This is a genomic window from Hymenobacter sp. BT730 (assembly GCF_030542105.1).
Classification (GTDB): Bacteria; Bacteroidota; Bacteroidia; order Cytophagales; family Hymenobacteraceae; genus Hymenobacter.
On sequence record NZ_JAUOFB010000005.1, the window covers coordinates 55405 to 79104 of the forward strand.

A 23700-nucleotide genomic window follows, 5' to 3' on the forward strand; every position below is an offset into this window, starting at 1 on the left:
GTAGCGGAGTAGTGAAATGTCAGGCTTTACGGAAAAGGTCCTGGAGTTGGCCAAGTTCCAGCAGCACCAGCGTGTGGCGGCCATCAGGCGTGTAGTTAGGCACCTGGCAGGCAAAGAGCCGGTCAACCAGCGCATTCATTTCCACTTCTGAGAGGCGGGCATTGCTGGCTTTGGCGGCTACGCGGCGAGCCATGGCGCGGGCCATCTGCTCGCGCTGGTCCAGCCGTACTGTGCCGGAGTGGGTGCGAAACTGCTCAATAATTCCTTCCAGCAACTCTTTCTCGTCGCTGGCCGGCACATCCGCCGGAATGCCTTCCACCGCAATGGTGTAGCGGCCAAACTCAGAATAGCGGAAACCCAGGGCCTGCAGTTCCTCCGTCAGCTCGCTGAGCACGGCAAAATCCTGGGGCGAGAAGGTAATGGTACGCGGGAAGAGCAAGGTTTGCGAGGTGGCGTTTTCGCGCTCCAGCTGCTGGGCATACTGCTCAAACAAAATCCGCTCCCGCGCCGCTATCTGGTCAATCAGCATTATTCCCGACTTCACGGGTACCAGCAAGTATTGCTGATGCAGCTGTATCACCTTGTTTCCCGGATTAACGGGCGGTTCGGGTAGCGGTAGTGCTGGGGAGGGCTCGGGCAATAGCTCGGGCTGGCTTTCCACTAAAGCCGCGGCCGATGGTACCGGAACCCCTACAGCTGTGGCCTCATGCTCTACATCGGGCACACTAATTTGCCCCAATGACTTATAAAACTGCTCCAACTCCCGCTTGGCCTGCTCGGTAGGCCGGGGCGGCAGCTGGCGGGCGTAAGCATCGGTTGCCTCCTGGCTGCTGGTACGACCAGTTCCCGGGGAACCAGGTGCCGCAGCGCGCGAAGCAGCGTTGGCCAGGGCGTCGGGCTGGAAGTCGTTGTTGGAATCGAAGGGATTTTTCGCGTCCGGCGACAGGCGCAAAGGCTGAATGGGCGCGAAGTTCACGTTGCCATCAAAATCCAGGGACGGTGCCATGTTGTGCAGACCCAGGCTTTGCTTGACGGCCGCCCGCACAATGGCGTACACGGTTTTCTCGTCCTCAAACTTGATTTCCGTTTTGGTGGGGTGCACGTTAATGTCAATGGCCTTGGGGTCCAGCTCCAGGAACAGCACGTAAAACGGGTGCGTGTCTTTGGGCAATAAACCCTCATAGGCCGTCAGCACGGCGTGGTTGAGGTAGGCCGAGCGGATAAAGCGGTTATTGACGAAGAAGAACTGGTCGCCCCGGCTTTTCTTAGCCGATTCCGGCTTGCCGATGTAGCCCTTTACGGCCAGAAACGGGGTTACTTCCTCTACCTGCGCCAGCTGCTCCTTGTAGCCATTGCCCAGCAAAGCCACAATGCGCTGGCTGAGCTTGCCGGCCGGCAGGTTAAAAACCTCCAGGTCGTTTTGGTAAAGCGAGAAGCCAATGTGCGGGTTAGCCAGGGCCACGTGCTGGAACTCATCCAGGATATGCCGCATTTCTACCGCATTGCTCTTCAGGAAGTTGCGGCGGGCCGGCACGTTAAAAAACAGGTTCTTTACGCTGATGCTGGTCCCATCGGGGCAGGCCACGGGCTGCTGGCTGGTTATCTGCGAACCTTCAATCAGGAGCAGCGTGCCAGTGTCCTGCTCCCGCTGCTTGGTGCGCAGCTCTACCTGGGCCACGGCGGCAATAGAGGCCAGCGCTTCCCCCCGAAAACCAAGGGTGCGGATGCGGAACAGATCATCGGTAGTGCGAATCTTGCTGGTGGCGTGCCGCTCCAGGCTCATGCGCGCATCCGTAGCCGACATGCCCGTGCCATTATCCACTACCTGCACCAGCTGTTTACCGGCTTCCTTTACAATAAGCTGCACTTGGGAGGCGTTGGCATCCACGGCATTTTCCAGCAGTTCTTTTACTACGGACGCCGGGCGCTGTACTACCTCACCGGCGGCTATCTGGTTGGCCAAATATTCGGGCAGCAACTGGATGATATCGGCCATAACAGGAAAAAGCTAGACTTGATAATGAGCGGGTTATCCGAAAAAAATTCAACTGGCACGATATTCTACACGTCCAGCCTCGGGAAATAATCCGTAAGTTTGTGGTCAGCAATTGCCCGTGGGGCATCGGTCGGATGCCCGCATCGGTGCATTGAGAAGTGAGTGGAAAGGGGCCTGCATTCAGGCGTGTAATGCGGCAACAGCTCGCCCCCACGGAACTTTTCAGAGCTGGCAAAAGTAGGGCTATTTCCGCTCGGATTCAATTTTACGCAGTCATAACGGGAGTCGATGCTCAAGGAATTTCGGATTAGACTTTTACTGGTTTTTATCGCCTTTACGGGTCTGATCATCTCATCTTCTGCACCACTTGAGAAGGGCGCCCGGCCCAGCAGTGCCGCTGAGCAGTCCTGGGTTGATAGTGTGTTTACCTCGCTCACCCCCGATGAACGGCTGGGTCAGCTGTTTATGGTGGCGGCCTACTCCAATAAGGACCGCAAACACACACAGTACATCGATTTTCTGGTAAAAGACTATCACATCGGGGGAATTATGTTCCTGCAGGGCGGCCCACTCCGTCAGGCTTCCCTTACCAACCGTTACCAGGCCGAGGCGAAAGTACCCATGCTGATTGCCATGGATGCCGAATGGGGCCTGGATATGCGCCTGGATAGCTCCATGCACTTTGCCAAGCAAATGACGCTGGGCGCTATGGACGACGACCAGTACGTGTACCAGATGGGCCGCGAAATTGCCCTGAAGCTCAAGACGATGGGCGTGCACGTGAGCTTCTCACCCGTAGTGGATGTTAACTCCAACCCCAACAACCCAGTAATTGGTAACCGCTCCTTCGGCGAGAACAAGGAGGAAGTATCCAAGCGGAGCGTATCCTATATCCGGGGCCTGCAGGATTACGGCGTTATTGCCGTTGCCAAGCATTTCCCCGGCCACGGCGACACCGATACGGACTCGCATCTGGCCCTGCCCGTTATCAATACGGATATGGCCCGCCTGTCTAATGTAGACCTCTACCCTTTTCAGAAATCTTTTGAGGCGGGCGTGATGGGCGTAATGGTGGCCCACCTGTACATGCCGCTGTTTGATACGGTACGTACCCAGTCTACTACTCTCTCCCGCAACCTGGTAACGGGGCTGCTGAAAGAGAAGATGGGGTATAAAGGCCTCGTTTTCACCGATGCGCTTAATATGAAGAGCGTATCGAACCTCTATAAGCCCGGTGAGTTAGATGCGTTGGCCCTGATAGCCGGCAACGACGTGCTGCTGTTTTCGGAGGATGTGCCGGTGGCTATTCGCAAGATTAAGGAGATGGTGGCCGCCAACCGGATTTCGCAGGAGGACATTGATTACCGGGTACGGAAGATCCTGCGCGCCAAGTACTGGGCCGGCCTTAACCGCTACAAGCCGGTGGATCTGGCCCGCCTGACGGAAAACCTCAACCGCCCGCTAAGCCGCGCGGTGCAGCAGCAGATTTACGAGCATGCCATTACGGTGGTGAAAAACACGGAGGATATCCTCCCCTTTCACCGCCTGGATACGTTGCGGATGGCGTCCATTACCATTGGTGCGCCTACCGGCAACATCTTTGCGCAGACCATGGCGAATTATATGCCCTGCGCAACTTACTCTGTGCCCAACCGCTATGCCCCGGACTCTACGTTCGACCGGCTGGTGGAACGGCTCACTCCCTACAACACCGTAGTAGTGAGCCTGCACAACATGAATAATACCCCTGCCCACAATTATGGCATTGGGGATGGTACGCTGCGCTTTATTCAGCGCCTGCAGGCCAACCCGCGGCAGAAAATAGTGGTAGTGGCCATGGGCAATGCTTATGCATTGAAATATCTGGAAGAAGCCCGTACGTTGGTATGTGGCTACGAGGACAACCCAACTTCCCAGAACGTGGTGCCCCAGGTGCTGTTTGGTGCCTTACCGGCCAAAGGTCAGCTGCCCGTCACAGTCTCGGAAAAATTGAAAGCCGGTGCTGGTCTGCCTACTCCCGATTTCCGCCGTCTGCGCTACGGTACCCCCGAAAGTGTAGGGCTGGATTCAAAAGTACTGGCCCAGATAGACAACATTGCGCTGGAAACCGTGGCATATGCCGCTGCTCCCGGCTGCCAAGTGCTGGTAGCCAAGGATGGCGTAGTAGTATTTGACAAAAGCTACGGCTATACCACCTACGACAAGTCGAACCCGGTAACCAACAGTACTCTCTACGACCTGGCTTCCGTAACCAAAGTGGCTGGCACATTGCAGGCCATTATGTACCTGAAAGACCAGGGCAAACTGAACCTGGACGCCAAGCTTGCGGACTATCTGCCCGAGCTGCGCACTTCCAACAAGAAGGATATGGTGGTGCGGGATGTACTGTTGCATCAGGCAGGGCTGAAGCCGGGCATCCCCTTCTGGGAGCGTACCGTTACCCGGAGCGGTGGGTTGAAATCAACCTTTTACGCCAGCACCAAAACGGAGGACTTTCCCCTAGAGGTAGTACCGGGCACGTATAGCCTGAAATCGGCCGAAGACTCCATGTGGGTCTGGACGGTACGCTCCGGCCTGCTGCCCAAAGTGAAAGGCAAATACCCGTCAGAATACAGCGACCTGAGCTTTATTGTGCTGAAACGCCTGAGCGAAAAGCTCCTGGGTCAGCCCCTTGAAAAATTCCTGCAGGAGAATTTCTACAATTCTCTGGGTCTGAATACCATGACGTATCACCCGCTGGAGCGTTTCCCTAAGTCCTGCATTGCCCCCACAGAAAACGACACCTATTACCGTCGCACGCAGCTTCAGGGCACCGTGCACGACCAGGCAGCGGCTATGATTGGGGGCGTCAGCGGACATGCCGGGCTGTTTTCCAACGCCAACGATTTGGCCATTCTCATGCAGATGAACCTGCAGAACGGCCGCTATGGCGGGCAGCGCTACTTCCAGAACCCCGTGGTAGCAGAGTTTGCCCGCTCTACCGAGGCTGGCAGCCGGCGCGGGTTGGGCTGGGACCATGGCGACCCGAGCAAGCCGCATGGGCCTACTTCCAACCTCTCACCAGTAAGCACGTTTGGCCATACCGGCTTCACGGGCACCTGCGTTTGGATGGATCCCGAAAACAAAATCATGTATATCTTTCTTTCCAATCGGGTGTATCCGGATGCCGGCAATAACAAGCTGGTGCAATTCAATATCCGCTCACGCATCCATGAAGTCATTTACAAGTCTTTAATCAAGACATGACCTGTTGTTTGATCATCCGTTCTTCCTGAACTGCCTGATGGCGGTGGGACATTCTTAGAATGACCCACCGCCATTTTTTTATGGCAAGTCTTCCGCTTATCTCCCAAGGCCCGTTATAGGCTCCAGCACTTATCTAACTTTCCCACAGGTGCATGCCTGTCTGCTTTCCCACCCATGAACATCGGAATTGTTTGCTATCCTACTTTCGGCGGCTCAGGCGTTGTAGCTACTGAACTTGGTAAGGCGCTGGCGCTGAAAGGGCACCACGTGCACTTTATCACCTACAGCCAGCCTGTCCGCCTCGATTTCTTCAACGAAAACCTTTTCTATCACGAGGTATACATTCCGCCATACCCGTTGTTCCAGTTTCCGCCTTACGAGCTGGCGCTGGCCTCCAAAATGGTAGATATTGTGCAGAACGAAAAGCTGGATGTGCTACATGTGCACTATGCCATTCCGCACGCCTCGGCGGCCTACATGGCCAAGCAGATTCTGCTCACGCGCGGCATTCGGATTCCGGTAGTCACTACCCTGCACGGCACCGATATTACGCTGGTGGGTAAAGATGCCAGCTATGAGCCAGTTGTTACCTTCAGCATCAATCAATCCGATGGGGTTACGGCCGTATCCGCTGATTTGCGCAAGGAAACCTACGAGTACTTTGCCATTGAGAAGGACATTGAGGTAATTCCCAACTTCATTAACCTGGAGCGCTTCCAAAAGCAGAAGAAAGAGCATTTCCGGGCAGCTATTGCGCCTGAAGGCGAAAAGCTACTGATCCACACCTCTAACTTCCGGGAAGTGAAGCGTGTGGAAGATGTAGTGCGGATTTTTGCCGGTGTGCGTAAGGAAATACCCGCTAAGCTCCTGCTGGTAGGCGACGGCCCCGACCGCCCCCGCATAGAAAAGCTCTGCCGCGAAACCGGTTATTGCAATGATATCCGCTTCCTGGGCAAACTGGAGGCCGTGGAAGAGGTGCTCAGCATTTCCGATCTGTTCCTGATGCCTTCAGAGAAGGAAAGCTTTGGTCTGGCGGCGCTGGAAGCCATGGCCTGCGAAGTGCCTGTTATCAGCACCAATGCCGGCGGCATTCCCGAGCTAAATGTGCACGGCGTAACAGGTATGCTCAGCGAAATCGGCGACGTGGCTGATATGGTTAAAAATGCCCTGTATGTCCTACAGGAAGAGAACCTGCCACGCTTTAAAGATGCCGCCCGCGCCCGGGCCGAGGAGTTTGCGGTAGATAAAATCCTTCCTCGCTACGAAGACTGCTACCAGCGCGCTATTGCTACGCAAATGGCTGTTATGTAATACAAGGCGCCGATAGCAGCTAGAACTCTCCTGCTGCTGATCGTTCCACTAAAAAGCCCTTGACGTTTATAAACGCCAAGGGCTTTTTAGTGCAATTATAGTTTACTAATACTGTGGCCGGTAAGCCAGTTAGAACAACTGGGCGGCTTCCCGCTTCACTGCAAACAGGGCCTGGGCCGTGGGGTCTACTTCTTCCGCAATCAGAGTTTCCAGCACGCGCTTGGCCAGCTCAGTGCCGCGGGACTGCTGGGGCGTGGGCATGGCGTGGTAGGCCTTATTGATCATGGTAAGTACGTTTTCCTTTGCCTGCTTTACCTGTCCCCAGGTTTCGGGGCTCATGTAGAGCTGCTGCGAGAGATTGTGCTCATACTCTGCCCTGATTTCCTGCAGTAGCACGCGGTGGTAGTCGGGCGCCGTCTGGCCGGCGCTGCTCAGGCGCACCAGCAGGTTGTTGGGCGTAATGCGCTCCAGCAATAAGGTAATGCGCTCAAAAGCTTGCAGGCGTAGCGGCAGCGTGGTTTTGCTGGTTTCCAGCCGATACTCGATTAGGCGGCGTTGCTGTTCCTTTTGCAGATATTCTTTGATGAGGAAAAATAAAGCGCCGGCTACAATTAGCGCAGGCAGGATAATTTTTAGCAGATCGAAGACGTAGGTAGTGGTATCCATGTGGGCAAGAAGGCCAAACAAGTGAAGAAAGAGAAGCTAAGGTACCGGGGTGCTGCCCGGCTGGCAAAGATATACGGTGAACCCCAGCCTTATGTCTGTTGTTATATGCCAAAGCCCGGGAGTAGCAGCAGTGCGCCGGGCTTTGTATCTTTGCCGACTGTTTTCGTCTAACTCTGCACACACTATGGCAACCGCCACGAAACTTGCTCCCATCAGCCTCACTCCCCGCGCGTTGGAAGAGGTAAGAAATATTTTGCGTGAGAAGAATGTCCCGGCCGAATATGGCCTGCGCGTAGGGGTGCAGGGCGGCGGCTGTTCCGGCCTGAGCTACCTGCTGGGCTTTGATAAACCCAAAGAACAGGACGAAACCTTCGATCTGGACGGGGTACGCCTGGTCATGGATAAGAAGCACGCCATGTATGTAATGGGCATGGAGGTAGACTTCCAGGATGGCTTGAACGCCCGTGGCTTCATCTTCAACAACCCCCAGGCCAAGAGTACCTGCGGCTGCGGCACTTCGTTCTCAGCATAAGCTGCTTGGAATTTAGTATTAAACAAAAGAGCCACCGTCATAGCGGTGGCTCTTTTGTTTGCTGCCTCCAAGATTCCTCCAACACTTTTCTCTGTTGGCGTACCGCTTCCCACGTGGCTATATCCCACTCATTGGGATAGTCGAGTGATTTTCGCCGTGGACTTTCGGCTACGATGTAATGAAAATAAAATTGTTCGGTGGCCATCAACTCCGGAATCTGCGTAGTCAGCCCATCTTCTTCAATAGTAGTGATAATTAACCCTTCCTTTAGGGCCTTCCCCAGCCGCTTAGGAATCCAAGCGCTACCAGCCTCCCAGGCATAAGAGTCTTCATCCTCCGTACCGATGTGCAGTTGGTGAAAGTCATTTGCAAACTCTATTGCCGTCAGCCATTCCCCTGTATTAGGACTAGTTTCAACATTACTACCCAGCTCGGCTATTCGCATACTGAATGTCAATTGCTCGGGCACAGAATTGCGTTTCTGAATATAGAATAACCACGCTTTTGCATAAGAAATGCTCCTGCTAGTCGGAAGGTGAGCCTCCGATACAGGTGTTCTAAGAATAGTTACGCGGTGTCCCACTGTAAGCAGCACAGTCGAAAATGCTCCTGTCTCTACCACCACAAATGCGCTATTTGAATTCACCCGCAATTCTAAAGCGCCGAGGCCAGACTCGAATATCTCTTTATAAAGGCAATGCATAGTAGTATCGACTCAATAAGTCTTCGTCATATCCTCCGGCACTACCAGCACATAATCCGCTTTCTGCCGATTCTCTTTATCCAGATCCTTCAACTGTTCCTGCGAGACGGTGCTGATGGTCATAATGCGTAGCTGGGGCTCAGCCTGGCGCAGGTACCAGACAATGCCATCGTGGTTATCGGAGTGGTAGCTGCCGTTGAGGTGCAGCAGCAGCTGACCGGACAGGCGGCTTTGGCGGATGAAGTAGGCCATGGTAGCATCCTTTAGCGCCTGGGCCTGAATAATGTTCTGTACGCTGCTGGCGTGGGCGGCATCAGCCCCAAACATCTTGCGCATGTTCTGGTAACCGGGTAGCTCGAAATCTACTGTAATGGGCAAGGGCGCAAACCAGGTTTTTTCATTGGTTGCCAGGGTATCAAGGGCCGTGAGGCCGCCTTTGGCGACGAGGGAGGCATAGCGGCGCGGCACGTTGGTGCCTACTACACGCAGCTTTTGCTGCCGGGCCAGCTGTAGGAGCGGCTTATAGTCGGTAGAGTAATTGGGCCAGGGGCGGCTCTGGGCTTCGAAGGCTTTATCGTCCAGTTCGCCTACGTTGTACTGCTCGACCAGCGGCTGCACGTCACGCTCAAACATTTCCAGGCCCAGCACCAGCTGACCTTGCTTGAGTTGGGCCAGGTCGCGGGCTACCTGTAGCTCCAGCCAATGCGCTATGGGGTTGTTATGCTGTTCCCCAAATAGCACCACATCGGCCTTCGCCAGTGCTTTCAGCATCTTGTCGTAGCGCACCGAGCGGCCAGCACCCGTGAATAATCGGTAAGCTGGTTTATCGGCAGCGGTGAAGCTGGCCAGTAGCAGTGCCGCGGGAAGCAGGAATTTGGATAACATCATACTGGCAACAAGATAAGTGGAGGCATTAACGAAGCTACACAGAAAGCCCCGACGTAGGTCTGCAAGCGCAGCTACATCGGGGCTTTTCAGCTAACCAATAAGTTAGATTATCCTTTATAGAACAGCCAACGGGACAGCTCGCGGTAGTTCACCTTCTTGCCATACATGAGAATACCTACCCGGTAGATACGGCCCGCTACCCAAATAGCAAACATAAATCCGGCAATCAGCAGCAACATAGACAGACCCAGCTGCCAGGCGGGCACACCACCAAAAGGCAGGCGCATCATCATAGCAATAGGCGAAGTCAGGGGGAACATGGACATCCAGAAAGCTACCGAGCCGTTGGGATTGGTAGTCAATACCGCCTGCGACACTACAAAAGTGAGTACCAGCGGCATGGTGACGGGCATCATAAACTGCTGGGTGTCCGTTTCGCTATCCACGGCCGAGCCGATGGCCCCAAACAAGGCACCATAGAACAGGTAGCCGCCCAGGAAATAGAACAGGAAGCAGGCAATCAGCAAGGGCATGTTCAAATCAGCGCTTTTCAGGGCCTGCGAGAATTTAGCGGCAACGTTGTCCTGCTTGGCTGCCTGATCCTGCGTGGTGGTAGGGCGCACCAGGGCCGTGGTACGGGCGGCGCGGTCTTCCACAACCTTATCCGGACTGATTGAGCCGGCCATCACCGAGCTGATGCCCATGGAGAGCAGCACCCACAGGGCCAACTGTGTAAAGCCTACGGCGGCAATACCCAGCACTTTGCCCATCATCAGCTGAAAAGGCTTCACGGAGGAAATGACCACTTCTACAATGCGGCTGGTCTTTTCTTCCATCACGCCGCGCATAATCTGCACGCCATAAATGAAGATGAAGATGTAAATCAGAAAGCCGAAGAAATAGGCCACGGCTGTGCTAATGCCGGTGCTGGAGCTTTTTTCGCCGTCGTCGCTCAGGCTCACGGTTTGCAGGTCCACGTCAGCCTTCAGATTATCCAGCACCTTATGGTCGAGGCCGGCGGCGCGCAGCCGCTGATTCTCAATGGCATTGTTGACGGCACGGTTGATGTCATTTTCCAGCGACATGCTTAGCCCCTTGCGCGAAAACACCTGAAAGCCGGTCGGGTTGGCCACATCCAGCTTAGGTACATACAGCAAGGCATCGTATTTGGCCTTTTTGAACTCCGCTTTGGCGGTAGCTAAATCAGCCGATGCCCGCGTGAAGCTGATATCGTCCTTTGCTTCGGGCAAATTCTCGGTGAAGAGCCCCCCGGCATCAGACACGGCCACTACTTTGCCGCTGTCCGACATTTTGGCTATCAGTACCGGCACCGCAAACATGCCCACCGTGAGCAAGGGCCCGATAAGGGACATAATGATGAAACTCTTTTTGCGTACGCGGGTCAGATATTCACGCTGTACGATAAGCCAGATTTTTGACATGATGGTGTAGTAGTTGCGGGTTGTCAGTATCGGGCTTACGCCAGGATAGAATCGGATTCGGGCACGTAGTCGGGGTGGGTTTCGCGCACCCGACGAATGAAAATGTCGTTGATGCTGGGCACCTTCTCACGGAAGGTGTGCACCTCCACATTGGCAGGCCCGATAAGGTAGCGCAACAAATCATTGGGCTTGCCGTGCACAATGCGGATGCAGTCGTAGAAGTGGCCGTTTTCGCGCTCCTTATGCTCAATTACCTCGAAATCGGGGTGTACCACTATTAGTCGGCCGCGGCCTTCCACCTCATACGTTTGCGTGCGGTAGGCATCACGCACCTCGCTCACGGGGCCATCCAGCACTTTTTTGGAGCGGTTAATCAGGGCAATATGGTCGCACATTTCCTCCACCGATTCCATGCGGTGCGTGGAGAAGATGATGCTGGCACCCCGGTCCCGCATGGCCAGGATTTCGTCTTTCAGCAAGTTGGCATTGATAGGGTCGAAGCCCGAAAATGGCTCGTCCAGAATCACCAGCGTGGGGTCGTGCACCACGGTAGCAATAAACTGCACCTTCTGCTGCATTCCCTTCGATAGGTCCTCGATGTTCTTATCCGCCCATCCCTTAATATCGAAGCGTTCCAGCCAGCCTTTGATTTTGTGCCGGGCTTCCTCCTTCTTAATACCCTTCAGCTGTGCCAGGTAGAGAAGCTGCTCCCCTACTTTCATCTTTTTGTAGAGGCCCCGCTCCTCCGGCAAATAGCCAATGTGGCCAATGTGCGAGGGATTCAGCCGCTCGCCACGAAACAGGACTTCGCCCGAATCGGCCCCGGTAATCTGGGTGATGATGCGGATAAGCGAGGTTTTGCCCGCGCCATTAGGGCCCAGCAAACCGAAGATGGAGCCTTCAGGCACCTCCAGGCTTACCCCATCGAGGGCGGTATGGTTGGCGTACTGTTTATGCACGTCAACAACTTGAAGAATTGGTTTCACGGCAAAAAAGATCAGTGGATGATTTTCAGGGGCTAATGTAGCGTTTTTACTATGTCTATCATGTGATAGGTCAACCCATTATTTTATTCTTCCAACTCCCGCAAAGTGGCTTCTAGCTGATCCAGATACTTGCCGTAGCGGCGCTGTTGCCGTTGCTGGCCCACATAAAGCAGCGCCGCCATAAGGAATAGGGTGACAAATACCACTAGACTCGTCAGGCCCCAGTCTACAGTGCCTTGATGTATGGCATTCAGAATGGCGTTGTGCTTACCATAAGCAATGGCTAGTACCACCGTGGTGAGGAAAGCAATAGCCACGTATGATTTATTCTTAATTAAGGCGCGCATTTGCCGGATAGACTCCCGGATATGCCCGTAGGTGGTACCGTCGCCTAGCCGGAGTTGTTTGATAATCTGCCGCTGCCGGAATACGTACCACGAGACAAAAATAATCATCAGTGCTACGGCCACATCCAGCAGCACCAGGCTCCCGCCCAGCAAGTGTCGCCGACTCAGATTCGTGATATTACCCACGTTCAGAATCACAATTAAAAAAATAATACGCTGGTCCCGCTGCACATTGCGCAGCATTTCACTGACGGGACTAGCCGGTTGGTTGGCAAGCATAGCTTGGAGCTTTTGGTGAGTTAAGGTAGGGTCTGAAGTGCCGGTGGGCTGCTGTTGCCACTGCCGGCGAAAGGCATCGAGTTCCATCAGGCGAGTTGGGTTAAAAGGTGACGGAGCTTATCCTGCACGCGGTGCATCTTCACGCGCACATTGTTTTGGGTGATGCCGAGGATATCGGCCATTTCCTCGTAGGTGCGCTCTTCCAGATACAGCAGCACAAAGGCCTTTTCTACATCAGATAGCCGTTCTATAGCCCGGTAAAGCTGGGCTAGGTCGTCGGCATCGGGACCTGATTCAGGCGGCAGGGCAATGTCTGGCCCGACAGCGTCCAAACGGCCGGTAGTGGGGCTTCGCGTGCGGTGCCGCAACGCCGAAATGGCGACATTCAGGGCAATACGGTAGAGCCAGGTACTTACTTTGGCGCGACCCTGAAAACTAGGCCAGGCCCGCCAAAGCTGCAGCACAATTTCCTGGTACAGGTCCTGCTGGTCGTCGGCATCAGCCCCATAAACGCGGGTCACCCGCCGCAGCAAGGGTTGGTACTGGTTCAGGACAGCCAGGAAATCCGGCGAAGCATCAGCAGACATAGCGGCAGGGTTTGGCTTATAAGTCGCCGCTCCTGCTTCAACATTACAACTCCTGGAATATTTTTTTCAGTATCCCCTACCCCGCTGTCATCTCACAGCAAAATCCTCCCTCACTCCATCTGTCATTCTGAGCTTTCTGAGCTTTGCGAAGGACCTTCTCAAGGCTGAACGACTCGCGTAACAATGAATTGTTCTTTGGTGAGAAGGTCCTTCGCAAAGCTCAGAATGACATAATATTCCATTAGCCACAAACACAAAAAAGCCCGGCTTCCAAACTGGAAACCGGGCTTTTCTACCGTTAGCGCAGGCCCTTACTGGAAGTATTCCTTCACTTTCTCAAAGAAGCCTTTATCGTTCTTGCCAGGGTTGGGCGTGAAGTTGCGTGAGTCCCGTAGGCGCTCCAGCAGCTCGCGCTCCTCGCCGGTCACGCTTTTCGGCGTCCAGACATTCAGATGAATAAGCTGGTCGCCGCGGCCATAACCGTTCAGATCCTTGATGCCTTTGCCGCGCAGGCGCAGGATCTTGCCAGGCTGGGTACCCGGATCTACCTTAATTTTGACTTTGCCTTCGATGGTAGGCACTTCAATGTTAGCGCCCAAGGCGGCATCGACAAAGGATATGTACTGCTCATACATAATGTTGTTGCCGTCGCGCCGGAGTACTTCGTGCGGCTCCTCCTCAATCTGAATGAGCAGGTCGCCGGGTACACCACCACGCTCGGGGTAGTTGCCTTTGCCGTTCATGGAGAGCTGCATGCCCTCGGCTACGCCGGCCGGAATGTTAATCGGAATGATTTCTTCCTGCAACTGGCGGCCTTCACCGTGGCACACGTCGCACTTGCTGGTTACCACTTTGCCTTCGCCGTTACAGGTAGGGCAGGTGGAAGAACTCACCATCTGACCCAGCATGGTATTTACCACACGCTTTACCTGGCCCTGGCCGTGGCAGGTGCTGCAGTCCTTCAGATCGGTACCGTTTTTAGCGCCGGTGCCGGAGCAAGGGGCACACGCCACGTAGCGCTTCACCTTGATTTTCTTCTCTACACCGTTGGCTACCTCTTCCAGGTCCAGCTTCAGCTTGATGCGCAGGTTGGAACCCTTACGCACGCGCCGGCCGCCTTGTCCGCGGCCTCCGCCGCCAAAGAAGCCCTCGAAGCCACCGCCACCGAAGATGTCGCCGAACTGGGAGAAGATGTCTTCCATGTTGGGGCCACCGCCATTACCGCCCACACCCTGATGGCCGAAACGGTCGTAGCGGGCGCGCTTTTGCTCGTCTGACAGCACTTCGTAGGCCTCCGCGGCTTCCTTAAACTTGTCCTCGGCAGTAGGGTCGTCGGGGTTTTTATCGGGGTGATATTTGATGGCCACCTTGCGGTAGGCCTTCTTTATCTCATCCCCCGCCGCGGTTTTGGCCACACCCAACACCTCGTAATAATCTCGCTTCGTTGCCATTGTTGGTTTACTCGTCTGTCATGCTTTTTGGTGAGCATGACCAATATTTTTACTGGCCCAATACTACTTTGGCGTGCCGGATAACCTTGTCGCCCAGATAGTAGCCTTTCTCAATCTCATCCACAATTTTGCCCTTCAGATCTTCGGAAGGAGCCGGAATCTGGGTGATGGCCTCGTGCAGATCAGGGTCAAACGCACCGCCTTTAGCTTCCATAGAAACCAAGCCTTTCTGCTGAAGCGTCTTGGCCAGTTTTCCGTGAATGATGTCGATGCTCTCGCGCACAGCGTTGGCATCCTCGGTGTCTTTGGTGAAGTTGCGGGCCCGGTCAAAATCATCGAGCACAGGCAGCAGCGCCACCATCAACTCCTGATTGGCGGTCTTGAACAGGTCCGTACGCTCTTTAGAGGTGCGACGCTTGTAATTTTCAAACTCCGCGGCCATGCGCAGGTACTTGTCCTTCAGCTCAGCTAGCTCCGCATCGGTTTTAGAGCCTTCCTGCTTCGGCGCGCCCTCTACTTCGCCCAGATCGGGGGCATTGGGGTCTTCAGGCAACTCGCCGGCAATGTGGTCGGCAGCAGCACCAGCCGTGGTTTGGTCAGCCTGCAGGTCGTCGGGGTGTGGTACTTTATCGTCAGCCATTTTCGCTTGAAATCGTCGGAATGGATTGAATCGGTTGGACATAAGCAATTGCCGCAGGCACAAGGAACCTGCCAAATGCCCGGCAGGTGTCAATTTGGCACAACAACCTTACCTACCTGGCTTTTAGTTCGGAAAATTCGGCCGAAGTCTTACTGTGCGTGCAGTTCCTGCCAGATCATATCCTTCAGCTGCTGAATATTCTTGTTGGTCAGGCTGGAAATGAAAATGGTGGGAATATCTGTCGGCAGCGTGGCTTTGATTTCAGCTTCCAGCTCCTCATCCAGCATATCTGCCTTGGTAATAGCCAGCATGCGGCGCTTGTCCAGCAAGTCCGGATTAAACTGCTCCAGCTCGCTGAGCAATACCTGATACTCGGCCGCAATGTCGGGTGAGTCGCAGGAAATCATGAACAGCAGAATGGCGTTCCGCTCAATGTGGCGCAGGAAACGGTGGCCTAGCCCCCGACCTTCGGCCGCACCTTCAATGATGCCGGGAATATCGGCCATCACGAAAGATTTGTAGTCACGGTAAGCCACTACGCCCAGGTTAGGTACCAATGTGGTGAAGGCATAGTCCGCAATTTTGGGCTTAGCCGCGGATACCACAGAGAGTAGCGTGCTTTTGCCAGCATTGGGGAAACCCACCAGGCCCACATCAGCTAGCAGCTTCAACTCCAGAATGACCCACTCATCAATGCCAGGCTCACCGGGCTGCGCGTATTGTGGGGCCTGGTTAGTAGCGGATTTGAAGTGGTCGTTGCCGAGGCCACCGCGGCCGCCGGGCGTGAGGATAACGCGCTGGCCGTCTTCGGTTATCTCCACCTTTTTCTCGCCGGTTTCGGCGTCGCGGGCAATGGTGCCCAGAGGAACCTGAATAATGATATCGTCGCCCTGCTTGCCGGAGCGCAGGTTTTCGCCCCCGCCTTCGCCTGCCTGGGCAATGAGGTGCTTCTGGTACTGCAAGTGCAGCAGCGTCCAGAGCTGGGAGCTGCCTTCCAGGATGATGTGGCCACCGCGGCCACCGTCGCCACCATCAGGACCACCATTGGGCAGGCCTTTGGCGCGGAAGAAATGGTGCGAGCCCGCTCCACCCTTACCCGAGCGACAATTGATTTTAACGTAATCGATGAAGTTATTAGAAGCCACTGGTTTGCGTGTTGATTACTGAAGGTTGCCGGTTGACTTGGCAGCCAACTCAAAAACAACTGTCATCCGGAGCGCCGCGAAGGACCTTATCCGCGGGAACGACTCGTCGCAACGAGGATCATTCTGGCGGGATAAGGTCCTTCGCGGCGCTCCGGATGACAGACGTTATCTGCTACTGCCCAAATGGGCAGCGGCTACAAAGTTACGCTTTTACTTCGTCGGTTGCTTGACGGCTGCTTTCCGGGGTGGCAGGCTGATGCTGATCAATGATTCTGCAGATCTGCCCGAAGATGTCTTCGATAGCGCCAATACCATTGAGCGCATGGAATTTATTCTGCTGGGCATAGTAGCCGGCCACCTGGGCAGTTTCGGTATTGTAGACAGTTACACGCTTGCGGATTTTCTCTTCGTTCTGGTCATCGGGGCGGCCGGAGGTTTTGCCACGCTCCAGCAGGCGCTTTACCAGCTCTTCTTCGGCTACTTCCAGCGCCACCATGCACGACACGTTGGTGTTGTGCTGGGCCAGCAGCTCATCCAGGCTCTGGGCCTGGGGCACTGTGCGCGGGAAACCGTCAAAAATAAAGCCGGCAGCTTGCTTATTGGCTTGCAGGGCGCTGTCAATCATGCCAATCACCACTTCATCGGGCACCAGCAGGCCTTCGTCCATCAGCCGTTTGGCCCGCAGGCCCAGCTCGGTGCCCTGCGTAATCTGCGCCCGGAGCAGGTCGCCGGTAGAGAGATGCACGAGGTTGTAGCGAGCAATCAGCTTTTGACTTTGGGTTCCTTTACCGGCGCCGGGAGGGCCGAACAGCACAATATTTAGCATAGAGCGGAGCGTTTCGCGAAGGAGAAATGCGGGAGGTTGGGAAAGATACTGAATCAGGGGCAAAAGCCCGGTACGGCAATCGGCAGATTTTGGCTACCCTTTGGGGTTAAACAGCCTTATAAACGTCGGGGTAGTTACGCCCCAAGCCATCATAGTCCAGGCCATAGCCTACAATGAAATCATTGGGGATACTAATGCCTACGTAGCGGATATGCAGCTCGTGAAGCAGGCATTCGGGCTTCATAAACAGGGTAGCTACCTCCAAAGAGGCCGGCTGCTGCTTATTAAACTGCTCCAGCAGTAGCTGCATGGTGTTGCCGGTATCTACAATGTCTTCCAGCAGCACTACGTGGCGGCCTTGTACTTCTTCCCGCAGGCCCAGCACTTGCTGTATGTGGCCGGTACTGCCAGTACCTTCATAAGAAGCCACCCGGATAAAGGTGATTTCGCAGGGGATGGTAATTTCCTTCAGCAGATCGGCGGCAAACATGAAGGAGCCATTGAGCACTGCCACAAACAGCGGCTGGCGGCCAGCGTACTCCTGATTCAGGCGTTGGGCCAGCAGACGAATAGCCGTCGAAAGCTCATTTGCCGACAAATACGGCGCAAACTCCTTGTCGTGCAATGAAATAGTAGACAGCGTCATCCAGCGCGGGGTTGATTTTGGGGCGTAAGCGAGGCCAAAGGTAGCAGAAAAAAAACAGCCCCTCCGCGCCGGAGGGGCTGTTTCATTAGTCAATATTCACGGCCTTAGCGAGTTTCGCGCAGCATCATGAAAACAGCTTTTGCCGCGGCGGGCGCTATATCAGCGTATTGCACCTTGGGTCTGGAGAGGCTTTCCAGGGTTTGTTCGGCAGGAGCTGGCATGGCTACTCCGCGCTGCGGAGCAGCATCGGGCGCTGCAATGTGGGGCGCAATAACCAGGGATACGATGGACATCAACTTGATGAGGATGTTCATGGACGGGCCGGAAGTGTCTTTGAATGGGTCGCCGACGGTGTCGCCGGTTACGGAGGCTTTGTGGGCGTCGGAGCCTTTATAATGCATGGTTCCGTCAATCAACACGCCTTTTTCAAACGACTTCTTGGCGTTGTCCCAGGCGCCACCGGCATTACTCTGGAACATAGCCATCAGTACACCACTCACGGTTACTCCGGCCAGCAAACCGCCCAGTATTTCGGGCGAAGAAGCGCTGGAGAACATGCCCCGGCAGCCAAAGCCCACTACAATAGGCGTGAGCAAGGCAATGGCCCCAGGCAACACCATTTCCCGAATAGCCGCCTGCGTGCTGATAGCCACGCATTTTTCATACTCCGGACGACCTGTGCCTTCCATAATACCCGGAATCTCGCGGAACTGACGACGCACTTCCTGCACCATAGCCATGGCGGCCCGGCCTACGGCAGCAATAGCCAATGAAGAGAAGATGAAGGGAATCATGGCGCCGATGAAAACGCCGGCCAGCACGGGCGCCTTACTGATATCAATAGACGTAATGTTGGCCGTGCCCATGAAGGCCGCGAACAATGCCAGCGAGGTGAGGGCAGCCGAAGCAATGGCGAAGCCTTTGCCCGTGGCAGCGGTTGTGTTACCTACCGCATCCAGAATATCGGTCCGCTCGCGCACTTCCTTGGGCAGCTCGCTCATTTCAGCAATACCACCGGCGTTATCGGCTATGGGGCCGAACGCATCAATAGCTAACTGCATGGCCGTAGTAGCCATCATACCCGCTGCAGCAATAGCTACACCATACAGGCCAGCCGCTTCATAGCTTAACACAATACCGGCGGCCAAAACCAGGATAGGGAGAACGGTTGATTCCATTCCTACCGCCAGACCACCGATAACGGTAGTAGCGTGACCGGTGCTGCTCTGCCGAACAATGCTGAGCACAGGACGCTTGCCCATAGCCGTGTAGTATTCGGTGATGATGCTCATGAGCGTGCCCACTATCAGGCCGACTACCACAGCATAGAAAATATCCATGGCGTCAAACGTAATTCCGCGGATTACCAGACTACCGGAGGGCATTATCCACATAATCAAGAAGTAGGATGCCACGGCCGAAATGAGGACCGATATATAGTTACCCAAGTTGAGCGCCGCCTGCACATTGCCTCCCTCCTTCACCCGCACCATCAGAATACCGATGAGGGAAGCCACAATGCCCATACCAGCAATAGCCATGGGCAATAGTATGGGGGAAAGACCATCGAACTGGTCACCGGTGGCAATTACCTCGCGCCCCAGCACCATGGTAGCCAGAATAGTAGCTACGTAAGAGCCGAACAAGTCGGCGCCCATACCGGCCACGTCACCTACGTTGTCACCTACGTTATCGGCAATGGTTGCCGGGTTACGCGGGTCGTCTTCGGGAATACCGGCTTCTACTTTACCTACCAGGTCGGCACCAACGTCGGCTGCTTTGGTATAGATACCACCGCCTACGCGGGCAAACAGGGCAATGCTTTCTGCGCCTAGCGAAAAGCCGGTGAGTACTTCCAGCGCCTTTTCCATCTCAACGCCGTTGGCACCGCCTTGGCCTACCACAAACATCTGGTAGAATACAATGAATAGGGAGCCCAGACCTAGTACGGCCAAGCCAGCAACACCCATTCCCATAACTGAGCCACCGGAGAAGGAAACCTTTAGTGCCTGCGAAAGGCTGGTACGGGCAGCCTGTGCGGTGCGCACGTTGGCCTTGGTGGCAATTTTCATCCCAATAAACCCTGCCAGGGCCGAGAATACGGCACCAATGATGAAGGCTACTACGATAACGGGACTGGATTTTTCACCCGTTGAACCCAGGTAGAAAAGGAAAGCACAGGCAATGAGCCCAAATAAAGCTAACACACGGTACTCCGCTTTGAGAAACGCAATAGCACCATCAGCAATGTAGCCGGCAATGGTGCGCATTCGTTCGTCGCCGGGGTCTTGCCGCGTCACCCAGCCGGAGCGCAACCACGTGTACAAAAGGGCCAGTATGCCCAGCCCAGGCACTACGTAAAGAAATGGGGTCATAAAGCGGTGGTAAGAGAGTTGGTGTTGGGTTGGATGAGAACAGACAAAGGGCTGGTAAAATAGAGGTTATTCGCTAAACCTCAATTTTATCAGCCCTTTGGCAGTAGTTTTTGTGGTATGTTCTTACATCTTTCGGAAGTAGTTCACAAAAACCCGTTCAGTAATCCAATATAAGCCGTAGCATATAACTGTTACAAGGGGTACAATCAATAGGTAGTAACGCTCATACCAAAATAGTTTTCCTGTTATAGCTACCATAAGCCCATAACATAATAGAAGTAAGGGGTAGTGATAGAGGTACAACGAAAAGCTAAATACCCCAAGCTTATGGAAGGCTCGAAAAACAAAGTTATTCTGCGCTATTTTTCCGGCAAGCAAAACTAATACGGCTACTACAGCGAGAATTCCTGCCATAAATGCGGCCAGCAACTTTAACTTCACTAGGGCCATTCCTATCAGCAACAAGAGCAATCCTAAGACCAAAGCCCATAAGAGCAAACCAGGCAACTTACGTACCCTTTCTAAAATTTTTGTTTTTACAATAGTGTCATACAATGCTGCCCCAAGCGCAAAGAACAGATTGTATTGCAGCATCCATACCCAAATAGTAGTGATGCCCATACGAATCATGATTACACTAATAATATAGCTAAGCACTGACAGAGCATAATATGACGGAGCCATTCTGAATACGAAAGGAACCAATAGATAGAATAGCGCTTCGGGCAGCAACGACCAATACACCACATTATTACCCAAGTATTCTATATTTAAGGGCAAAAACACTATTGATTTAAGTAACTCCCAAAAGTCAAGTACTTGCATCGACATCCACGCACTGTTTAAATTTTGATTAAGTTCTCTTGAAGAACCCGCTTGGATTGTATTCAAAAAGTAATTAGATAATATATACAGAATAGTCCCTGCTAATAATAACGATATTATGAATGGTGGATAAATACGCACAATTCTATTAAAATAAAAAGACCAAGGTGTTCTGGGTTTTCGAATAAAAGCATAACGAATAAAGAACCCGGATAGAACAAAAAAGAAAATAACCATTTCATAGCCTGCCGCGCTCAGCATATCTACACTAAAGGCAAAATAATCAATCAGTTGCCACCCGCTTCGCGGTATAGCTTCTAAATACTGTTGCCCACCAGACCATAGAATAAACTTGGCATGATATATAACTACATAAAAGGCACAGAAACCTCTGAGCACATGTAGTGTATCAAGCTGCTGGTAAGACAAGTGGGAAATTACCTCTTTGGGTGCAGCCAGTTTTTGCGCGCTCATTAGTTGAGTGTTTAATTTTTTCACAGAAAATACCTTCAAAGGTATCTGTTCTTGTATTACAACTCCCGCATCAGCACCTGATATAAAGCCAGCATACTTTTAATATCCTGCTTATCCACAATTTCGTGCGGCGTATGCACATTATCTTCCGGAGCCCCCACAAAGCACCAATCCCAGGGCTGGGCACCGTGCTGTAATTCCTTAGCATCGGAGCCACCACTTCCTTCTACCTCCAGCTGGTGTGGAATGCCTGCCTTACGAGCTATGTCCCGAATACGATTTACATAGGAACGACGTGGGATAAGTGAGTCACGCAGTGAAATAACCACGCCTTGCCCCGGATCTACTCCTTCCGTTACCCAGGTGATATCTGAGATGAGCGCCTGGTGTACTCCGTATTGCTCATAGATGTACTTCGCTAAATAAGCCACGGAGCCCCCACCATGTTCCTCCCAACAGCTGAACACAATAATTCCATGCTCCAGAGTTTCGGCCAGCCGTAAGGCATTCCAGACGCCCAAACGGTTATCCAGATAACAACTCTGGATAGTGGTTTCTGTCTCCCGGAAGTTGCACTGGAAAGTTAGTTCAGTACCCCGCTCAATCTCCCGGGTGAACTCATAGCCCAATGCGCCCGTTTCTTCGTCAACGGTCAGGCTGCAGGAGATGTCACCGTACGCATCTTGCCCTACAAGTTGGTATCCTGGCTCTGTAGCCGGGCCACCAATACGCACTAGTTCGTGGCCATAGCGCACTGTGAAACCAATAGAATCAATATGCGCAAAAACAGCAGTGCGGGGCTTTCCAAAAATCAAAATAATACAATCTTGAAAATCCTTACCGACTACCATCTCCGGCTGGACACTCCAAGAGGCCTTGTGTTGGTTTATGTAGTTTTGCAGAAACTGCGACAAAGCCGTTTCATTTCCGGATGGTGCCGGAATACGGCACAAGGTGTGTAGCAGCTGCATAGGAATATCTACTTTGTCCAAATCTAGTTTAATTGCCCTACTTTCGTCCTATCGTTGCATCACTGCCAAGTAGTTGTTGCGCTGATTTATGGCCGTACTATAGGCTCGTTACCATGCTCAAACTGCATTTTATCCTGTCTATCTTTTGCCTGCTTCCTTTCTGGGGACAGGCACAGCAGACTGATACTGCCCGCTCCGCTGATCCAATCCGCAATATTGAGCTGGAGAACGTAGATGTTGCCCCTGGCGCCGTAGATACTAAAGGCTGGCTGTTGCTTGATCGGGATATTCAACTGGAACTGGATGGAGCCGTTGAAAATCTATACAACTTCAAATTCGACCGGGCCGAGAAGCAATTCCGTTCCTTACGTCGGCGCTATCCGAAGCACCCGATGCCTTATTTCCTGCTGGGCCTGAGCACCTGGTGGAAAATAGTCCCCACGAATGTACAAACCAAGCAGTACGATAAGCTTTTCTTTGCCTATATGGATACGGCCGTGGTATACGGCGAAAGATTATATGAGCAAGACAACAAGAACTATGAAGCCTGTTTTTTCTTAGCGGCAGCCTATGGTTTTAGTGGCCGCTTACATGCAGAGAGAGGCAACTGGCCCAAAGCTACCATTAGTGCTAAACGGGCATTGAAGTACGTTGAAATTAGCAATGAAGCCAATGGTCTCAGTCCGGAGTTCCTGTTTGGGCAGGCCTTGTTTAACTACTACTCGGTTTGGATCCCGGAGCACTACCCCATATTGAAACCGGTACTGCTGCTGTTCCCCAAAGGCAATCAGCAGCTAGGCCTGCAACAGCTACGCAATGTGTCGGAAAATGGCTTCTACACGGGTACAGAAGCCCGGTTTTTCCTCATGCGGATTCTTAACAATGAGGAAAACAATCCAGCCAATGCAATGCCCGTGGCGCGCTATCTGGCCACTACCTATCCCGACAATGGCTACTTCCAGCGCTTTTATGCCTTGTTGTGTTACAATGAAGGGGAATTCCGGGAGTGTGAAAGGATAAGCCGCGAGATACTGGATAAAATCAACCGCGGCATGCCAGGATATGAAGGCATCAGCGGCCGTTATGCCACCTACTTTCTCGGGTGGATGATGCAGAACAAGTACAAGGATCTAGCGAAGGCCAAAGATTACTACCAGCGCTGCATTGTATTCGCAGAATCGACTGGTGATACGGATGGGGGATTTTACCTGTATGCTAACCTGAATCTGGCGCGCTTAGCTGAAAAGGAGAAAGACACCCAGACTGCGCGGCGTTATTATGATATCGTCCGCGAGAAGTCAGAACGAAGGTCGGAGCAGTACCGGGAGGCGAAGGAATATTTGAAGAAGCATAGGAAGTAAAGG

20 protein-coding genes are annotated in these 23700 nt (G+C 53.5%); 4 read left to right on the forward strand and 16 right to left on the reverse strand.

Annotation, left to right across the window (positions count from 1 at the left end; all coding sequences use genetic code 11):
• Positions 1-19 precede the first annotated feature (19 nt).
• Positions 20-1996 (reverse strand): DNA mismatch repair endonuclease MutL, encoded by a 1977-nt coding sequence (gene mutL, locus Q4G72_RS14010; protein WP_303312052.1) that lies wholly within the window; start codon positions 1994-1996, stop codon positions 20-22.
• Between the two features lie 288 nt (positions 1997-2284).
• Here mutL and Q4G72_RS14015 point away from each other — a divergent pair, with 288 nt between their 5' ends.
• Positions 2285-5242, forward strand: a complete 2958-nt coding sequence (locus Q4G72_RS14015) for a serine hydrolase domain-containing protein (protein ID WP_303312053.1) — start codon at positions 2285-2287, stop codon at positions 5240-5242.
• A 174-nt stretch (positions 5243-5416) separates the two neighbouring features.
• Positions 5417-6553, forward strand: a complete 1137-nt coding sequence (gene bshA / locus Q4G72_RS14020; protein ID WP_303312054.1) for an N-acetyl-alpha-D-glucosaminyl L-malate synthase BshA — start codon at positions 5417-5419, stop codon at positions 6551-6553.
• A gap of 129 nt (positions 6554-6682) precedes the next feature.
• Here the strand turns inward: bshA and Q4G72_RS14025 are convergent, their stop codons facing one another.
• Entirely contained in the window at positions 6683-7219 is a 537-nt protein-coding gene (locus Q4G72_RS14025; protein WP_303312055.1) for a DUF7935 family protein, read from the reverse strand.
• A gap of 184 nt (positions 7220-7403) precedes the next feature.
• Here Q4G72_RS14025 and Q4G72_RS14030 point away from each other — a divergent pair, with 184 nt between their 5' ends.
• Positions 7404-7751, forward strand: coding sequence for a HesB/IscA family protein (locus Q4G72_RS14030; RefSeq protein ID WP_082016981.1), 348 nt, complete (start codon positions 7404-7406; stop codon positions 7749-7751).
• Positions 7752-7788: 37 nt separating this feature from the next.
• Here the strand turns inward: Q4G72_RS14030 and Q4G72_RS14035 are convergent, their stop codons facing one another.
• The 14 genes from Q4G72_RS14035 to Q4G72_RS14100 form a co-directional block, all read right to left on the reverse strand.
• Entirely contained in the window at positions 7789-8454 is a 666-nt protein-coding gene (locus tag Q4G72_RS14035) for a hypothetical protein (RefSeq protein WP_303312056.1), read from the reverse strand.
• A gap of 12 nt (positions 8455-8466) precedes the next feature.
• Positions 8467-9342, reverse strand: a complete 876-nt coding sequence (locus Q4G72_RS14040; protein WP_303312058.1) for a ChaN family lipoprotein — start codon at positions 9340-9342, stop codon at positions 8467-8469.
• 107 nt (positions 9343-9449) lie between these two features.
• A complete protein-coding gene (locus Q4G72_RS14045) occupies positions 9450-10784 on the reverse strand; it encodes an ABC transporter permease (protein WP_303312059.1) in 1335 nt (444 codons plus the stop codon).
• Positions 10785-10819: 35 nt separating this feature from the next.
• On the reverse strand, positions 10820-11770 hold the full coding sequence (locus tag Q4G72_RS14050; protein WP_303312060.1) for an ABC transporter ATP-binding protein: 951 nt from the start codon (positions 11768-11770) through the stop codon (positions 10820-10822).
• A gap of 83 nt (positions 11771-11853) precedes the next feature.
• Positions 11854-12483, reverse strand: coding sequence for a hypothetical protein (locus tag Q4G72_RS14055; protein WP_303312061.1), 630 nt, complete (start codon positions 12481-12483; stop codon positions 11854-11856).
• Positions 12483-12983 carry an RNA polymerase sigma factor gene (locus tag Q4G72_RS14060; RefSeq protein ID WP_303312062.1) on the reverse strand — a complete coding sequence of 167 codons (501 nt, stop codon included), beginning with the start codon at positions 12981-12983 and terminating at the stop codon, positions 12483-12485. The genes Q4G72_RS14055 and Q4G72_RS14060 overlap by 1 nt, the downstream gene beginning before the upstream one ends.
• A 311-nt stretch (positions 12984-13294) precedes the next feature.
• Positions 13295-14434 carry a molecular chaperone DnaJ gene (gene dnaJ / locus Q4G72_RS14065; protein ID WP_303312063.1) on the reverse strand — a complete coding sequence of 380 codons (1140 nt, stop codon included), beginning with the start codon at positions 14432-14434 and terminating at the stop codon, positions 13295-13297.
• A gap of 49 nt (positions 14435-14483) precedes the next feature.
• Entirely contained in the window at positions 14484-15074 is a 591-nt protein-coding gene (locus Q4G72_RS14070) for a nucleotide exchange factor GrpE (RefSeq protein ID WP_303312065.1), read from the reverse strand.
• A gap of 149 nt (positions 15075-15223) precedes the next feature.
• The gene (obgE, locus tag Q4G72_RS14075; protein ID WP_303312067.1) at positions 15224-16219 is read right to left on the reverse strand and encodes a GTPase ObgE; all 996 of its coding nucleotides are present in this window, start codon (positions 16217-16219) and stop codon (positions 15224-15226) included.
• Positions 16220-16421: 202 nt separating this feature from the next.
• Complete coding sequence (locus tag Q4G72_RS14080; RefSeq protein WP_303312069.1) at positions 16422-17045, reverse strand: adenylate kinase; 624 nt, start codon at positions 17043-17045, stop codon at positions 16422-16424.
• A gap of 106 nt (positions 17046-17151) precedes the next feature.
• A complete protein-coding gene (gene hpt, locus Q4G72_RS14085) occupies positions 17152-17691 on the reverse strand; it encodes a hypoxanthine phosphoribosyltransferase (protein ID WP_303312070.1) in 540 nt (179 codons plus the stop codon).
• A 104-nt stretch (positions 17692-17795) separates the two neighbouring features.
• Positions 17796-20066, reverse strand: a complete 2271-nt coding sequence (locus tag Q4G72_RS14090) for a sodium-translocating pyrophosphatase (RefSeq protein ID WP_303312071.1) — start codon at positions 20064-20066, stop codon at positions 17796-17798.
• A gap of 123 nt (positions 20067-20189) precedes the next feature.
• Complete coding sequence (locus Q4G72_RS14095; protein ID WP_303312072.1) at positions 20190-21389, reverse strand: acyltransferase family protein; 1200 nt, start codon at positions 21387-21389, stop codon at positions 20190-20192.
• A gap of 32 nt (positions 21390-21421) precedes the next feature.
• Positions 21422-22336, reverse strand: a complete 915-nt coding sequence (locus Q4G72_RS14100; protein ID WP_303312073.1) for a M20/M25/M40 family metallo-hydrolase — start codon at positions 22334-22336, stop codon at positions 21422-21424.
• Positions 22337-22449: 113 nt separating this feature from the next.
• On the opposite strand from Q4G72_RS14100, the gene Q4G72_RS14105 reads away from it, so the two are divergent.
• Positions 22450-23697 carry a tol-pal system protein YbgF gene (locus Q4G72_RS14105; RefSeq protein ID WP_303312074.1) on the forward strand — a complete coding sequence of 416 codons (1248 nt, stop codon included), beginning with the start codon at positions 22450-22452 and terminating at the stop codon, positions 23695-23697.
• Positions 23698-23700: the final 3 nt, after the last annotated feature.

Coding starts and splice junctions, on each gene's coding strand:
- mutL (WP_303312052.1), bottom strand. CDS start 1,996: ATGGCCGATATCATCCAGTTGCTGCCCGAATATTTGGCCAACCAGATA.
- Q4G72_RS14015 (WP_303312053.1), top strand. CDS start 2,285: ATGCTCAAGGAATTTCGGATTAGACTTTTACTGGTTTTTATCGCCTTT.
- bshA (WP_303312054.1), top strand. CDS start 5,417: ATGAACATCGGAATTGTTTGCTATCCTACTTTCGGCGGCTCAGGCGTT.
- Q4G72_RS14025 (WP_303312055.1), bottom strand. CDS start 7,219: ATGGATACCACTACCTACGTCTTCGATCTGCTAAAAATTATCCTGCCT.
- Q4G72_RS14030 (WP_082016981.1), top strand. CDS start 7,404: ATGGCAACCGCCACGAAACTTGCTCCCATCAGCCTCACTCCCCGCGCG.
- Q4G72_RS14035 (WP_303312056.1), bottom strand. CDS start 8,454: ATGCATTGCCTTTATAAAGAGATATTCGAGTCTGGCCTCGGCGCTTTA.
- Q4G72_RS14040 (WP_303312058.1), bottom strand. CDS start 9,342: ATGATGTTATCCAAATTCCTGCTTCCCGCGGCACTGCTACTGGCCAGC.
- Q4G72_RS14045 (WP_303312059.1), bottom strand. CDS start 10,784: ATGTCAAAAATCTGGCTTATCGTACAGCGTGAATATCTGACCCGCGTA.
- Q4G72_RS14055 (WP_303312061.1), bottom strand. CDS start 12,483: ATGGAACTCGATGCCTTTCGCCGGCAGTGGCAACAGCAGCCCACCGGC.
- Q4G72_RS14060 (WP_303312062.1), bottom strand. CDS start 12,983: ATGTCTGCTGATGCTTCGCCGGATTTCCTGGCTGTCCTGAACCAGTAC.
- dnaJ (WP_303312063.1), bottom strand. CDS start 14,434: ATGGCAACGAAGCGAGATTATTACGAGGTGTTGGGTGTGGCCAAAACC.
- Q4G72_RS14070 (WP_303312065.1), bottom strand. CDS start 15,074: ATGGCTGACGATAAAGTACCACACCCCGACGACCTGCAGGCTGACCAA.
- Q4G72_RS14080 (WP_303312069.1), bottom strand. CDS start 17,045: ATGCTAAATATTGTGCTGTTCGGCCCTCCCGGCGCCGGTAAAGGAACC.
- hpt (WP_303312070.1), bottom strand. CDS start 17,691: ATGACGCTGTCTACTATTTCATTGCACGACAAGGAGTTTGCGCCGTAT.
- Q4G72_RS14090 (WP_303312071.1), bottom strand. CDS start 20,066: ATGACCCCATTTCTTTACGTAGTGCCTGGGCTGGGCATACTGGCCCTT.
- Q4G72_RS14100 (WP_303312073.1), bottom strand. CDS start 22,336: ATGCAGCTGCTACACACCTTGTGCCGTATTCCGGCACCATCCGGAAAT.
- Q4G72_RS14105 (WP_303312074.1), top strand. CDS start 22,450: ATGCTCAAACTGCATTTTATCCTGTCTATCTTTTGCCTGCTTCCTTTC.